A 14,062-nucleotide genomic window follows, 5' to 3' on the forward strand; every position below is an offset into this window, starting at 1 on the left:
GAGCTGGTGATCCAGAGGTGCCTGGAGAAGGACAAGGACCTGCGCTACCAGTCGGCCGCCGACCTGCGCGCCGACCTGAAGCGGCTGAAGCGCGACACCGACTCGGGGCGCACCGGCGCGGTGACCAGCGCGGTGACCGCCGCCCCGACGGGGCGCAAGCGAGGTATCCTGTGGACTGCGGCCGTGCTGGTGGTGGCGCTGGCCGTGGTGAGCTACTTCTTCTGGCGCTCGCAGCGCGCCGCCGGGAGCATCGACTCCATCGCCGTGCTGCCTTTTTCCAACATGAGCGGCAACGCCGACACCGACTACCTCAGCGACGGCATCACCGAGGGCATCATCAACACCCTCTCCCAGCTCCCCGGGCTGAAGGTGGTGGCGCGCAGCACCGCCTTTCACTACAAGAACACCGACAAGCCGCGGCAGGCGGGCCGCGACCTGGGCGTGCAGGCCATCCTCACCGGCCGGGTGCGGCAGCGCGGCGACCAGATCGAGATCCAGGTGGACCTGGTGAACGTGGCCGACGACACCGAGATCTGGGGCCAGCAATACGAGCGGCGCATGGCCGACGCCAGTTCCCTGCAGAACGAGATCGCGCACGATATATCCGAGCGCCTGCGCCTGCGGCTCTCCCGCGAGGAGATGTCGCGCATGGCGAGCGCCAAGGCGGTCGATCCCGAGGCTTATCGGCTCTATCTGCAGGGCCGCTTCTTCTGGAGCAAGCGCGATGCTCCCGGCCTGCAGAAGGCCATGGAGTACTTCCAGCAGGCCATCGCCAAGGACCCCACCTATGCCCAGGCCTACGTGGGCCTGGCCGACTGCTATGCCTTGCTCAATCAGGCGGGAGCCATGCCGGCGACCCAGGCCATGCCCCAGGCCAAGGCCGCGCTCGACAAGGCCCTGGCTCTGGATCCCGACCTGGGCGAGGCCCACGCCACCCACGGCCTTTACCTGGACCTGTACCAATGGGACTACGCGGGAGCGGAACGCGAGTTGCGGCGCGCTATCGAACTCAACCCCAACTATCCCTCGGCGCACCACTGGCTGGCCATCGCGCTGGCGGAGCGCGGCCGCTTCGACGAGGCGGAGCAGGAGATGAACCGCGCCCTGGCCCTGGACCCGCTTTCGCCCGCGGTCAACTCCGGCACCGGCTTCCTCGCCTACCTGCGCCGGGACTATCCCACGGCGATCGCGCGCCTGCAGAAGACCCTGGAGATCGATCCCGGGAACGGTCCCGCCTCCGCAGCCCTCTCCTTCGCTTATGCGCACGAGGGCAGAAAGGCCGAGGCCGCGGCTGTGCTGGCCAAGGAGGGGCCGGTCAGGCCGGAGTGGCCGCCCATCGCCCAAGCCAGCGTGGCCTACGCCGACGCCTTGCTGGGCCGGGAGGCGGAGGCCCGGGTCATCGCCCAACGCCTGGAGGCGGAATCGGCGCGCAGCTACGTGCCACCCTTCTGGATGGCCCTCCTCTACACCGGCCTGGGCGACAAAGAGCGCGCCTTCTTCTGGCTGGACAAGGCCTACCAGGAGCACGCTTCCTGGCTGGCCTATCTCAAGGAGTACTCCGACTTCGATCCGCTGCGCTCCGACCCGCGCTTCCAGGAGTTGCTGAAGAAGGTGAACCTGGCGCCGTGAACGGGCCGGCGCCGGCCGTCACTTCTGCGACGGCGCAGGCGCCTGGCTGCCGATATCGAGGGTGGCTTTCCAGCTTCCATCCGGGTGGCGGCGCCAGATGGTGACGTAGCGGCCGCGCAGCACCACCTGGTCGCTGCCGTCGGCCTGCTTCACGTGTACCTCGAAGGGCCCGGTGGTGTAGCCCAGCGAGCCCGAGGCCTCCACCACCTCCGGCGACCAGGTGATGGAGCGGTTGGGATCCTGGAAGAGGGGCGCCCAGGCCTGGCGGACCTGCTCCTTGTCCGCGATCATGGCGCCGCCGTCGAAAGCCTTGATGTCGTCGTCGAAGAAGGACATGAACTTGTCGAAGTCCTTGGCCTGGGCGCAGGAGGCGAAGGCCAGCTCGGCGGCGCGCACCTGCTGCGCCAGCTTCGACTCCTTGGCGGGCTTGGGGCCGCCGGCCGGGGCCAATGTGGCCAGCAGCAGCGTGAGTCCGAGGACAAGGGTCGGCTTCATGGTTCCCTCCTGAAGGGTGGAGAGACTATACAGCCCTCGGGCCGCGGTGTACTGTTTTTCCCGCACCATGGACCTTCCGCGAGGCGCTATGAAGAGGACCGGCGCGCTGTTCCTTCTCCCGGGCGGCAGCCTGGGCCTGGAGCCGCGGCAGCACATCAGCGTCCATCGCGAGGGCCTCGCGAGCCGCATCTTCTTGAGAGCCGCCGCGCATCTCACAGCCTGTATGCGGAGACACGCCGCCGCGCTCGCCGCTGTCCTGCTCCTGGCTTTCGCCGGACCCTGCCCCGCCCAGGTGGTCGAGGTGCTCCGCGCCGCCCCGGAATTCCCCAAGAACGCGGTGTGGCTGGATGCCGGCGTCCCCCACACCGTCGAGGGCTACCGGGGCAAGGTGGTGCTGGTGGACTTCTGGGAGTACACCTGCATCAACTGCATCCGCGACTTCGCCGTGGTCAAGCGCTGGTACCGCAAGTACCATGCCTACGGCTTCGAGGTCATCGGGGTGCACTACGGCGAGTTCCCCATGGGCTTTAATGTGGAGAACGTGCGGCGGGCCGCCGCCCGCTTCCGCCTGCCCTGGCCGGTGGTGGCCGACCTCAAGGGCTCGATCTGGAACGCCTACGACTCCAACAACTGGCCCAACCGCTACCTCATCGATCCCAAAGGCGAGATCGTGCTGCAGGTGATCGGCGAGACCGGCGACCGTGAACTGGAGAACCGCATCCGCGGGCTGCTGGCCAAAGCGCATCCCGAGGTGGAGAAGGTCCCGCTCGACGCCGATCCCGATACCTTCGGCGGGCGCTGCGGCTATCCCACCCAGGAGACCTACATCGGCTTCGCCAACGGCCGCGGCGCGGTGGAGAATCCCCACGCCTACAGCAAGCTGGGGCAGGTGCAGGAGTTCGCGGCTACGCGCCCGCCCAGCGACGGCGGGGTGGTGCTGGCGGGGCGCTGGCAGACGCTGCCGGAGGGCGTGACCTCGGCGGCGGCGGACGCCTCCGCCTACGCCCTGCACAAGTACCACGCGCGCTCGCTCTACGCCGTGCTCAGCGCCGCCGATCCCGCCAAGCCGGTGCGCGTGGAGCTGCTGCAGGACGGCAGCCCGCTGGCCAAGGAAGATGCCGGGGCGGACGTGCGCTTCGACGCCAAGGGTGCGTACCTGGAGGTGGGGGAGCCGCGCATGTACGACCTGGTGAAGAACCGTGCCTTCGGCCAGCACATCCTCGCGCTGAAGCCCCAGGGCCCGGGCTTCACTCTGCTCTCCTTCACCTACGGCAACGACTGCCAGCAGGAGTTCGAGGAGCGCTAGCCGGCCACGCGGATCACGGGCTTGCCCGGAGGCAGGACCTCGCCGATCTCGGCGGGGGTCACGCCGGCCTCGCGCAGGGCTTTGCCCAGTGCGGCGGCGTCCTTGGCCGCCACCGCGATCAGCAGCCCGCCCGCGGTCTGAGGATCGAAGAGCAGGTTCTTGACGTCCTCCGGGACCGCGCCTTCGTAGCTCACCAGGCACTCGGCGAATTCGCGGTTGGCCTTGAGTCCGCCGGGGATAAAACCGGCGCGGGCGCACTCCAGCGCGCCCGGGAGCAGCGGCACCCGGGCGGCGTCCAGACGCAGGCTGACGCTCGAGGCCAGCGCCATCTCGCGCGCGTGCCCGATCAGGCCGAAGCCGGTGATGTCGGTGAGGGCGTGCACTTCGAAGTGGGCGAGCGCCTCGGCGGCGACGCGATTCAGTGTGGTCATGGAGGCGGTGGCAGCGGCGACCCACTCCGGCGCGGCCTGGTCTTTCTTGATGGCGGTGGAGATCACGCCCGTGCCCAGGGCCTTGGTGAGCAGCAGGCGGTCGCCGGCGCGCGCGCCCGCGTTGGCCAGCACTCTGCCGGGATGCACCAGCCCGGTCACGGCATAGCCGAACTTCAGTTCCTCGTCGCGGATGCTGTGTCCGCCGATGATGGTGCAGCCCGCCTCCATCATCTTAGAGAGCCCGCCGGCCAGCACCTGCTCGAGTACCGCCACGTCACCCTTCTCGGGAAAGCAGACCAGGGCGAGAGCGCTGAGCGGCCGCCCGCCCATGGCATAGACGTCGCTCAGCGAGTTGACGGCGGCGATCTGGCCGAAGGTGTAGGCGTCGTCCACGATAGGCGTGAAGAAGTCCACCGTCTGCACCAGGGCCAGGTCGCCGGAAAGCTTGTACACCCCGGCGTCGTCGGCTTTGTCGAAGCCGATGAGCACGTTGGGATCCTGCTGCCGGGCTAATCTCCCAAGCACCGCGTCCAGCACCGCTGGACTCAGCTTGGAAGCTCAACCCGCCGCTTTCACCGTCTCCGTCAGGCGCTGGGGCTTGCCGTCGGCCATAAGAGCCATTTTAACCACAGAGACACGGAGGCACAGAGAAATGCAGAATGAAGAATGAGGAATGCAGAATTCTCTCGCATCTGCACGCTTCATTCTGCATTCTCAATTCTTCATTCTGCATTCCTTCTCTGTGTCTCTGTGCCTCTGTGGTGAAGATGACTCATTGGAAGCGCACGCCCACGACCTGCAGCTCGGGGTACTGGCGGTTCCAGTCCTGGGAGACGTGCTCGAAGGTGAGGCGGAACTCGCGGCTCTCCCCCGGGCGCAGGGGATGCGCCTCCAGATCGTCGGTGTCGAGGTAGGGGCCGCGGTCCACCAGGGAGCGCACGGGGACCACCGGCTTGTCCACCACCTCGCCCAGGCTGTTCTTGAATACCACCTGCAGGGTGATGTGACTGACGGTGCGGTCGCCGCTGTTGGTGACCGTGCCTTCCAGGTAGCGGACGGTGCCGCCGGCGAAGTTCTGCGCCACTTCCAGGTAGAGGTGGGAGAACTGCAGGTGGGCGGCGTAGGGATCGGGGGTGGGCGCGGGCGGCGGCGACTTGCGGCCCACCAGAACCACCACCACGACGACCACCGCCATCAGCGCCGCCCCCATGCCGATGGCCTTCCAGGGGACGCTGCTCTCCGGCTCCGGTTCCGGGGCCGGCTGCAGGACTGGTTCGGGCTCTGCCATGATCTGATTCTACCTCCGGCCGCGGGCGCCTACGCCCCGGCAACGGTCAGGCCCTCGATGCGCAGGGTGGGTGCGGCCACGGCGCCGCGGAACTCCAGGTCGTTGCCGATCTCAGCGACGTTCTGCAGCATGTCGCGGAGGTTGCCGGCCACGGTGATCTCCTCCACCGGGAAGGCGGGCTCGCCGTTCACGATCCACAGCCCGCTGGCCCCGCGGGAGAAGTCTCCCGTGACCAGATTGACACCGAAGCCCAGGAAATCGGTCAGGTAGAGCCCTTCCTTCACGTCCGTCAGGATCTGCTGCGGGGTCTTGCTTCCCTTCTCCAGGAAGAAGTTGCCGCAACTGATGCCGGGGGTCCCGGCCAGGCCGCGCCTGGCGTTGCCGGTGGTCCGCAAGCCCAGCTTGCGCGCGGTGTAGGTGTTCAGCAGGTAGGACTTCAGGACGCCGCGCTCGAGGACCATGGTGCGGCGCGTGGGCACGCCTTCGCCGTCGAAGGGCTCGCTGCCGAAGCCGCCGGGCAGGGTGCCGTCGTCGATGACGGTGACGTTCTCGCCGGCGACGCGCTCGCCCAGCTTGCCGGCCAGGAAGGAGGCGCCGCGGTAGATGGCGTCGCCGTTGACGGCCTCGGCCAGGTAGCCGAGGAGGGCCTCGGCGGTGATGGGATCGAAGACCACGGGCACGCGCGCGGTCTTGATCTTGCGCGCCCCCAGGCGGCGCAGCGCGCGCTGGGCCGCCACCTTGCCGACCTGCTCGGGCGGCTCCAGCCGGGCCAGCGCGCGCGCTACCGCGAACCAGTAGTCCCGCTGCAGCGAACCGTCTTCGCCGCGGGCCACCGGCACCGCCGTCACCTGGCAGTAGGAGCGGCGGTACTCGCCGGCGAAGCCCAGCGAGTTGGCCAGGGCGCGGCGGCCGGTGGCGGCGTCGAAGGAGCCGCCCTCGGAGTTCTGGATGCGCGGGTCGGCGTCGAGCGCGGCCCGCTCCGCGCGCCGCGCGTAGTCGATGCGCTGCTCGCCGGAAAGTGAGTAGACGTCTTCGTGATAGAGGTCGAGGTCGCCGGCAAGCTGACCCAGTTCCGCCGGCTCGGGCAACCCGGCGTGCGGGTCTTCCGAGGTGACGCGGGCGAGCGCCAGCGCCGCGCCCACCATCTGCTCGAGGCCTGCGCGCGAGAAGTCGCTGGAATAGGTGCTGGCGGCACGCCGGCCGAAGAACACTCGTACTCCCAGGATGCGCGAGCCCGATTCCTTGAGCTTCTCCACCTCGCCCAGGCGAACCACGGCGGAGAACTCGTCGCCCTCGCGTACCACGGCCTCCGCCGCCGTGGCCCCGCCCGCCAAGGCGCGGCGCACGACGTCGGCGGCGAGTTCTTTCAGGCCGGTCCCGACTTGTTGGTCAGCCGTCAGCATTCAAGTACCTTTTCAACCACAGAGGACGCAGAGGAAGATGAACAAGAAAAACTGAGGGTCGAAACTGCCGCATGCACGCGACCGTTTTCTTCTTTTTGCCTTCTCCCTTCTGCCTCTTGCCTTGATTTCCTCCGTGTCCTCTGTGTCCTCTGTGGTTAATCAACTCCCTGTCCCGCCCACCGTGATGCGGTCCACCTTGAGGGTGGGGATGCCCACGCCCACGGGCACCGACTGGCCGTCCTTGCCGCAGGTGCCGATGCCCTCGTCGAGCGCCAGGTCGTTGCCCACCATGGAGACGCGGGTGAGCACGTCGGGGCCATTGCCGATGAGCGAGCAGTTCTTGAGCGGGGCGGTGACTTTGCCGTCCTCGATGAGGTAGGCCTCGGAGGCGGAGAAGACGAACTTGCCGTTGGTGATGTCCACCTGGCCGCCGCCGAAGTTCACCGCGTAGACGCCGCGCTTCACCGAGCGCAGGATGTCTTCGGGGGAGTCCTCGCCCGCCAGCATGTAAGTGTTGGTCATGCGCGGCATGGGGATGTGGGCGTAGCTCTCGCGGCGGCCGTTGCCGGTGTCGGGGATGCCCATCAGCCGCGCCGAGAGCTTGTCGGCCAGGTAGCCCTTCAGGATCCCCTTCTCGATGAGCACCGTGTTCTGGGTGGGCGAGCCCTCGTCGTCCACGTTGAGGGAGCCGCGGCGCGAAGGCAGGGTGCCGTTGTCCACCACCGTGCACTTCTCGCTGGCCACGCGCCGGCCCACCAGCCCGCTGAAGGCGGAGACCTTCTTGCGGTTGAAGTCGGCCTCCAGGCCGTGGCCGATGGCCTCGTGCAGCAGGATGCCCGGCCACCCCGGCCCCAGCACCACTTCCATCTCGCCCGCGGGGGCTTCGCGCGCGTCCAGTTGGATGATGGCCAGGCGCGCGGCCTCGCGCGCGAAGTGCTCCGGCGTCTTTTCCTTCTGGAAGAAGTCGAGTTCGACGCGGCCGCCGCCGCCGGCGGAGCCGCGGGAAGAGCTGCCGTTGGCTTGCGCGATGCAGAAGACGTGCAGGCGCGCCAGAGGCTGGGAGTCGGCGGCGCAGGTGCCGTCGGAGCCCACTACCAGGATCTCGCGTAACTCGTCGGCGTAGCTGACGCGCACCTGGGTGATGCGGGGATCGTAGGCGCGCGCGGCGCGGTCGGCGCGCAGGGCCAGCTCCAGCTTGCCCGCCACCTCCGCATTCACCGGCGGCGCGGCCACAGGATAGAGATTGCGCGGGTGCTTCTCCTGCAGGCCGACCACGGGCTGCTTGGCGGGGCCGCGGGCGATGAGCGCGGCGGTGCGCGCGGCGTGCAGGATGCGCTCCGGGGCGAGGTCGTCGGTGTAGGCGTAGCCGGTGCGCTCGCCCGCCACCACCCGCACCCCGCAGCCCGCGGAGATGCCCTCGGTGGCCGACTTCACCAGCGACTCGTCCACCATCAGCGAGCTGGAGGTCAGATACTCGAAGTAGAGGTCGGCGTAATCGCCGCCGGCGGAGAGCGCGGCCGCCAGGTAGCGCTCCAGGTCCGCCGCGGCCAGGCCGTAGCGCGCGAAGATCGGGTTGGAGGAGTCCATGGTCATGGATCGGATGCGCCGGCCTCAGCACGGGCCGCAGCGCCGTCTTCCGATTATCGCATCCGGAGGTGAATTGCGCAGGCCGCCGGCCACGTCACACGGGCGGCGGGCGGCGGTCACTGCGCGAAGTTCGCGCCCCGCCTAGCATCGGCTCATGGTTCCGGAGGAACTGGCGCGGGTGCTCGAGGAGTTCCTCGCCGACGCTCGCGACGCGGTGGTGCTGGAGGACGGCAAGGTCATCTTCGACTTCGGCCGCGCCCGCTACTCCGTCTCGGCGCAGCGCGGCAAGTGCCTGCTGCACCTGTGGTCGGAGGAGCGCAACACCGTGCGCCGCGTGCTGGATTGTGAGGCGAGGAACGGCGTGCTGCGCCTGAGCGTGCAGCGCTTCGGGCAGGCCCGGCCCAGCAAGTTGGAGATCTGCCGCGAGCGCGACCGCCGCGCTCCCAGCGAACGCCACCTGACCCGCATGCGCTACCTGCGCCTGCTGGAGCGCGTCCTGGAACGCGAGTGCCCGGGCTGGACGGTGGAGAGCCTCAGCTCGGCCATGGACCTGGAGCGCTCCTTCGGGCCCATCTATGCCCGCGGGCTGGTGCGCCGCGGCGGGTCGGCCTTCGCGGTCCTCGGCGTCAACGCGGACGAGCCGCAGGCCGCCGTGGACGCCTCGCTGACCATCGCGCTGCTGTGGCTGGACCTCTGCCGCGGGCGCGCGACCCGCTCCGTGGTGGAAGGCCTGAAGCTCTTCCTGCCCGCCGGGAGCTCCGCCATCGTGCGCGAGCGGATGGCGCACCTCAATCACGCCGCCGCCAAGTTCGAACTCCACGAACTCGACGAGCGCGAGGAGACGCTGGCCGAGGTGGACTGCCGCGACCGCGGCAACATCGCCACCCGCCTGGTGCAGTGTCCGGACCGGGAGCACGCCTACCGCCGCTTCGCCGATTCCATCGCCCGCATCCTGGCGCTGGTGCCCAAGGCGGAGGTGGCGCCGCTCTCCGCCGCTGAGGTCGCTTTCCGCCTGCACGGCCTGGAGTTCGCGCGCGCCCGCCTGGCGCCGCACCGCGGCTCCTTCGAGAACGAAGAGGAGATCGTCTTCGGCGCCGGGCCCTGCGAGTTTCCCCTGACCGAGAAGAACATCGCCCAGTGCGGGGAGTTTTTGCGGCGGCTGGCGGCCGCGCGCCGTCCCCAGGGCGACCGCGCCGATCCTCTGTGGCGCATGCAGCCGGAGCGCTGGCTGGAGTCGCTGGTGGTGCGCGACGTGGCGGCGCTCGACGCCCGCCTCGATGCGGCCGCGGTCTACTCCCAGGTGCCGGCCTTCTCCGCCAGCGACCGCGCCATGATCGACGTGCTGGGAGTCACCCGCGACGGCCGCCTCGCCGTCCTCGAGCTCAAGGCCGACGAGGACCTGCACCTGCCGCTGCAAGGGCTCGACTACTGGGCGCGCGTCGCCTGGCACCACCAGCGCGGCGAGTTCCGACGCTTCGGCTACTTTCCCGGGCGCGAACTCAGCCCGCAAGCGCCCTTGCTCTTCCTGGTGACGCCGGCGCTGCACGTCCATCCCACCACCGACACGCTTCTGCGCTACCTCTCCCCGGACATCGACTGCACCCTGCTCGCCATCCACGAGAACTGGCGGGAGGAATTGCGGGTCATCTTCCGCAAGCGCCCTGACACCGCACTCCCAGCCACGGCTGCCTCTTAACCACGAAGGACACGAAGTATCACGAAGGAAAAACCTTTCGTCTTCCTTCGTGTGCCTTCGTGTCCTTCGTGGTTAAAGGTTCACTGGCTCTTTCTCGCCCTTGAAGACCCGCGAGATGCCCCGCACCAGGCGGCGCAGGGGCAATTCGCCCTTCTCGTCGGCGAAGAAGATCTCACCCACGCGGCTGGAGCGGTAATACCAGCGCTTGAGCAGGGCCAGTTCCTCCATCAATTCCACGGCCGAGCCCGGGCGCGGCGCCGGATGCGCGGCCAGGCACTCGCTCACCCGCGACTCCATGGACTGCATCTTGCCCTCGGCGCGCGCCTGCACGGGAAAGGCGAAGGGCTCTCCCAGGCGCCCGCCGGCGAAGCGGAAGATGGTGACCGCCTGCGGCTCGGGCGACGGCTGCACCATCACGCCCGCCAGGCGGTCGAGGCGGCGCACGATCTCGGGCAGCAGCGCGGTGATCCCCTGCGCTTTCTCGATGCGCGTGTGAAGCGCGGCCGCCTGCTCGAAGGCCAGCTCCCCCGAGGCGCGATCGCGCTCGTCCTCCAGCTCGCGCGCCAGCGATTGCCCGCAGGAATCCAGCCAGGCTTGCACCCGCGCGACCTCGGCCGCGTACTCCTCGTCGCTGCAGCCCTGGAAGCAGGGAGCCAGGCACATCTTCATCTCGGAGTAGATGCAGCCGGGGAACTCCGGATCGGGGTGGAGATCGAAGTCGCAGCGCCGCGCTTTGAACTGGTCGAGCGAGTCGCTGAGGAACTTCTCCGCCGCGGCGCGGGTGGGAAAGGGCCCGTAGTAGAGCGACTTGCCGCGCAGCGAGGCGATGCGCCGGGTGACGTAGGCGCGCGGGTAAGGGTTATCGAGGTGCAGGCGCACCAGCGGCGCGAAGCGCAGCTTCAGGCGCTCGCGGTAGGCCTTGGGGAACGCCAGGCGCACGACGCGGTAGAGCAGCAGCCCCGCTTCGAAGTCCGATCCGGTGCGGGTGTACTGGATCTCGGAGACGCGCGCGCGCAGGTTCAGGCGCCGGGAGCGCTCTTCCGGGAGAGCCAGCAAGCGCTCGAGGCGGCGGCGCAGGTTGGCGGTCTTGGAGACGTAAGGCTCGCCCTCGGGCCCGCGCAGCAGAAAGACCGCTGACGCCGCGGGGGTGGCGGCGAAGACCTCCGCGTCGCGCTCCGGGCGGAACTCCAGGGTGTGCGCCAGCACGCCGACATTCTACTTCCACCACAGAGACACAGAGGCACAGAGAACGACAGAACAGCCACAGATTTGCACGGATGCTCACGGATAAGGCTAAGAAAGATCAGTGGGAATCCGTGAGATCCGTGGCTGGCTTCTCTTCTCCTCTGTGTCTCGGTGCCTCTGTGGTGAGAACAGGCTAGGTGAAGCTGGCGCTCTTGACCCGCTGGCGGAAGTCGGAACCCTGCATCTCGACCTTGCGGCACATCTCGTGCAGGCGGGAGCGCATGCGCTCCCCGATGCGGTCGCCCAGGGTCTCCTCGCGGGCGGCGCCCCGCGGCCCCGCCACCATGGCCGCGGGCTGATCGGGAAAGTTGGTGGTGATGAGGGTGGTGCGCTTGTCGTTGTAGCGGGTGTTGAGGATATGGCTGACCGTGTCCCAGACCCACTCCGTGGGCTTGACCGCGCCCAGCTCGTCCAGCACCAGCACCTCCGCCTCGAAGACCGGCCGCAGCACTTCCAACTCGGTGGTCGCGACCGAGGGGTTGTAGGAGTTCTGGATCTCCTTGAGCAATTCGCGGTAGTCGTAGAAGAGGCAGTGGGCGCCCTTGTGCTCGATGAGGGCCTTGAGGATGGCCACCGCCAAGTGGGTCTTGCCCACGCCGATGGGACCGATGAGCAGCAGCCCGCTGTCGTGTCCGGGATACTCCTCGACGAAGCGCTCGGCCAGCAGGCGGGCCTGGGCGAGGGAGGGATGCGCGCCCTTGAAGTCGGCCTCGAAGCCGCCGAAGTCGCAGTGCTCGTAGCGCCTGGGGATGCGGGCCATCTCCAGCAGCTTTTCGGCGCGCAAGCGGGTGACGCAGTCGCAGCGGGTGACGCGATGCTCCGGGCCCTCCACCGTCTTCCATCCCGAGCCGCCGCACAGCGGGCAGACGCTGGTCGCGCTGCTGGTCACTGGTCACCTTCTCCCTGGGGAATGCTTGTTGCGGACTTTACTCCGCGGCGGCGCACGCGTGCAACCGGCGAAAGTGCCGCGCGGCTGGTGCACAAGCGCGCGTTTTCCACATCTGGCGCGGGTTTTCCGCGTTTTCCTCTGCGGATTCCGTTTGACTTCGCCGCAACAGGCGCGCCTAATACGCCATCTGACATCCCTGCCCAGGAGGCAGCATGAACAAAGCGGATCTCGTGGACCACATCGCGGCATCGGCCGGGATCACCAAGTCCCAGGCCGGCTCCGCTCTGGACGCCGCGGTGGAAAGCATCAGCGGCGCTCTGCGCAAAGGCCAGCGCGTGACCTTGGTAGGCTTCGGCACCTTCTCGGTGTCGCAGCGCCGGGCGCGCAACGGCCGCAACCCTCAAACCGGCAAGCCCATCAAGATTGCCGCCCGTCGCGTCGCCCGCTTCTCCGCCGGCGCGGAACTCAGGAAGTCGGTCAACCGCAGCAGGTAAGCATTCCAGAGAGAGCTTCCCGCGGCAGGGGTCAAGCCCCTGCCGCTTTGCTTTCTGCGGCCGCGGCCGCTCGCCGCAGCCGCCGGCGCTCCACCCACCACGCCAGAACCACCGCCAGCAGGATGCTGAAGATGGCGGCCGCAGGAACGGCCACGAAGGTCGCCCCCATGCTCAGCCCCAGGGTGATGTAGTGGCGGTGGCGGAGCGGGGTGAAGCTGTGGGCGCCGGCCTCGTACCAGGCCTCGTCGGGCTCGTCGTCGTCGATGGCCCCATCCACGTGCAGCCGCTGCCGCCCCTCCCCCAGCCGCTCCACGGTGAAGGACTGGACAAAGGGTACGTCGAAGTCCGGCCCCTGGCCGCCGGCCTGCATCCCCTGGCGGTTGGAGGCGTAGAGTTGCGCATTCAGCCTGGCTTCCCAGCCCGCCGGGACCAGCAAGCCGGCGTCGGGATGCGCTTTCAGGAACTTCTCCAGGTTGCGGAAGTAGACGACCTGGGCGCGATAGCCGTCCCCGCCGGTGGGCGTGACCACCAGCACGGGGAATTCGTCGGGCGGGGGATAGCCCACCTTCCGGGTCATGTAGTGGGGGCCGAGGAGGTAGGCGGCCGCGTAGAAGACCAGGCCGCTGATGGGAAACAGGACGACGGTGAACAGCAGCCACAGCAGGATGGCGTGCAGCCAGGTGGGCGTCCGGGCCATTCCTCCTCCGAGGGTCGCAGCCATCATACCCCGGGGCGGCGGTTTGCCTGAATCGGCGGGCGTCCTGTAAAATCAGCTTTTCCGCAAGGAGTTCCGAGGAGTCATGAAGCGAGCTATCCATCCCGCCTACAACGAAGTGCGCGTGCACTGCGCCTGCGGCAACACCTTCACCACCCGCTCCACCCATAAGGGCGACATCCACGTGGAGATCTGCTCCAACTGTCACCCCTTCTTCACCGGCAAGCAGAAGCTCCTGGACACCGCCGGACGCGTGGAGCGCTTCCGCCGCAAGTACGCCAAGGCGGAAAAGGCCGCCGAGAAGAAATAACTTCTTCGCCGCGGATCGACGCGGATTTGCGCGGATCTGACCAAGCCTCCGCCCGGCGGAGGCTTCTTGCTGCCCAAACCTGGCTACAATAGAGCCCGATGCAGAAGTTCTGGGACCAGCCCGCCGCCGCTGCTGCCGCGCCCCTGACGGCGCCGGTGCCGGCCTCCGTCCGCATCGGGAAGGTGGAGATCCGCCCGGCCACCGTGCTGGCCCCCATGGCGGGAGTGACCGACACCGTCTTCCGCCGCTTCATCCGCAACCTGGGCGGCTGCGGCCTGATCATGACCGAGTTCACCTCGGCCGACGGCGTGCTGCGCGCCCGCGACAAGAAGGCCAAGCGTTACCTCAGCTTCTACGACGACGAGCACCCCATCTCGGCGCAGCTTTTCGGGGGCGAACCCCAGGTGATGGCCGACGCCGCCCGCCTCTGCCAGGACTTGGGCTTCGACCTGGTGGACCTCAACCTGGGCTGCCCCGCCCGCAAAGTCGTGAAGTGCACCGCCGGGAGCGGCCTGTTGCGCGACCTGCCGCGCATCCGCCGCATCTTCGAGGCGGTGCGCGCGGCCGTGACCGT

General features: G+C 68.6%; 13 protein-coding genes and 1 pseudogene. 6 read left to right on the plus strand and 8 right to left on the minus strand.

The annotated features are described in order from the left end of the window. On the plus strand, positions 1-1,629 hold a 1,629-nt coding region (locus VEG08_04225; GenBank protein HXZ27191.1), incomplete at its 5' end, for a tetratricopeptide repeat protein. An 18-nt stretch (positions 1,630-1,647) separates the two neighbouring features. On the opposite strand, the gene VEG08_04230 is transcribed toward VEG08_04225, so the two are convergent. Further along, a complete protein-coding gene (locus VEG08_04230; protein ID HXZ27192.1) occupies positions 1,648-2,124 on the minus strand; it encodes a DUF4440 domain-containing protein in 477 nt (158 codons plus the stop codon). 88 nt (positions 2,125-2,212) lie between these two features. Between VEG08_04230 and VEG08_04235 the strand changes: the two genes are divergently transcribed. Continuing rightward, complete coding sequence (locus VEG08_04235; GenBank protein ID HXZ27193.1) at positions 2,213-3,430, plus strand: redoxin domain-containing protein; 1,218 nt, start codon at positions 2,213-2,215, stop codon at positions 3,428-3,430. Here the strand turns inward: VEG08_04235 and selD are convergent. From selD to tldD, 4 genes are all read right to left on the minus strand, one after another. Beyond that, positions 3,427-4,473: a selenide, water dikinase SelD gene (selD, locus tag VEG08_04240; GenBank protein HXZ27194.1), complete on the minus strand. Its 1,047-nt coding sequence runs from the start codon at positions 4,471-4,473 to the stop codon at positions 3,427-3,429. The genes VEG08_04235 and selD overlap by 4 nt on opposite strands. Before the next feature lie 160 nt (positions 4,474-4,633). Next, complete coding sequence (locus VEG08_04245) at positions 4,634-5,149, minus strand: hypothetical protein (GenBank protein HXZ27195.1); 516 nt, start codon at positions 5,147-5,149, stop codon at positions 4,634-4,636. Between the two features lie 29 nt (positions 5,150-5,178). Further along, positions 5,179-6,552 carry a TldD/PmbA family protein gene (locus VEG08_04250; protein HXZ27196.1) on the minus strand — a complete coding sequence of 458 codons (1,374 nt, stop codon included), beginning with the start codon at positions 6,550-6,552 and terminating at the stop codon, positions 5,179-5,181. Between the two features lie 159 nt (positions 6,553-6,711). Next, positions 6,712-8,145, minus strand: a complete 1,434-nt coding sequence (gene tldD / locus VEG08_04255) for a metalloprotease TldD (GenBank protein HXZ27197.1) — start codon at positions 8,143-8,145, stop codon at positions 6,712-6,714. Positions 8,146-8,293: 148 nt separating this feature from the next. Between tldD and VEG08_04260 the strand changes: the two genes are divergently transcribed. Then, entirely contained in the window at positions 8,294-9,835 is a 1,542-nt protein-coding gene (locus VEG08_04260) for a hypothetical protein (GenBank protein ID HXZ27198.1), read from the plus strand. Positions 9,836-9,907: 72 nt separating this feature from the next. Here the strand turns inward: VEG08_04260 and VEG08_04265 are convergent, their stop codons facing one another. Together VEG08_04265 and VEG08_04270 are read right to left on the minus strand one after the other, a co-directional pair. Then, a complete protein-coding gene (locus VEG08_04265) occupies positions 9,908-11,041 on the minus strand; it encodes an excinuclease ABC subunit C (GenBank protein ID HXZ27199.1) in 1,134 nt (377 codons plus the stop codon). Positions 11,042-11,213: 172 nt separating this feature from the next. After that, positions 11,214-11,969 carry an ATP-binding protein gene (locus tag VEG08_04270; protein HXZ27200.1) on the minus strand — a complete coding sequence of 252 codons (756 nt, stop codon included), beginning with the start codon at positions 11,967-11,969 and terminating at the stop codon, positions 11,214-11,216. 209 nt (positions 11,970-12,178) lie between these two features. Here VEG08_04270 and VEG08_04275 point away from each other — a divergent pair. Then, positions 12,179-12,463, plus strand: a pseudogene (locus VEG08_04275) (HU family DNA-binding protein). A 31-nt stretch (positions 12,464-12,494) separates the two neighbouring features. Here the strand turns inward: VEG08_04275 and VEG08_04280 are convergent. Continuing rightward, complete coding sequence (locus tag VEG08_04280) at positions 12,495-13,160, minus strand: hypothetical protein (GenBank protein HXZ27201.1); 666 nt, start codon at positions 13,158-13,160, stop codon at positions 12,495-12,497. 103 nt (positions 13,161-13,263) lie between these two features. Between VEG08_04280 and rpmE the strand changes: the two genes are divergently transcribed. Both rpmE and VEG08_04290 read left to right on the plus strand, forming a co-directional pair. Then, entirely contained in the window at positions 13,264-13,488 is a 225-nt protein-coding gene (gene rpmE, locus VEG08_04285) for a 50S ribosomal protein L31 (protein ID HXZ27202.1), read from the plus strand. Positions 13,489-13,586: 98 nt separating this feature from the next. Beyond that, a partial coding sequence (locus VEG08_04290) for a tRNA-dihydrouridine synthase family protein (protein HXZ27203.1) occupies positions 13,587-14,062 on the plus strand: 476 nt, incomplete at its 3' end.

It is taken from the genome of Terriglobales bacterium, from assembly GCA_035624475.1.
GTDB lineage: Bacteria > Acidobacteriota > Terriglobia > Terriglobales > Acidobacteriaceae > DASPRL01.

Bases quoted from the DNA above. Each gene is read 5' to 3' on its own strand.
- VEG08_04230 (HXZ27192.1), bottom strand. From the start codon at position 2,124: ATGAAGCCGACCCTTGTCCTCGGACTCACGCTGCTGCTGGCCACATTG.
- VEG08_04235 (HXZ27193.1), top strand. From the start codon at position 2,213: ATGAAGAGGACCGGCGCGCTGTTCCTTCTCCCGGGCGGCAGCCTGGGC.
- VEG08_04245 (HXZ27195.1), bottom strand. From the start codon at position 5,149: ATGGCAGAGCCCGAACCAGTCCTGCAGCCGGCCCCGGAACCGGAGCCG.
- VEG08_04250 (HXZ27196.1), bottom strand. From the start codon at position 6,552: ATGCTGACGGCTGACCAACAAGTCGGGACCGGCCTGAAAGAACTCGCC.
- tldD (HXZ27197.1), bottom strand. From the start codon at position 8,145: ATGACCATGGACTCCTCCAACCCGATCTTCGCGCGCTACGGCCTGGCC.
- VEG08_04260 (HXZ27198.1), top strand. From the start codon at position 8,294: ATGGTTCCGGAGGAACTGGCGCGGGTGCTCGAGGAGTTCCTCGCCGAC.
- VEG08_04280 (HXZ27201.1), bottom strand. From the start codon at position 13,160: ATGGCCCGGACGCCCACCTGGCTGCACGCCATCCTGCTGTGGCTGCTG.
- rpmE (HXZ27202.1), top strand. From the start codon at position 13,264: ATGAAGCGAGCTATCCATCCCGCCTACAACGAAGTGCGCGTGCACTGC.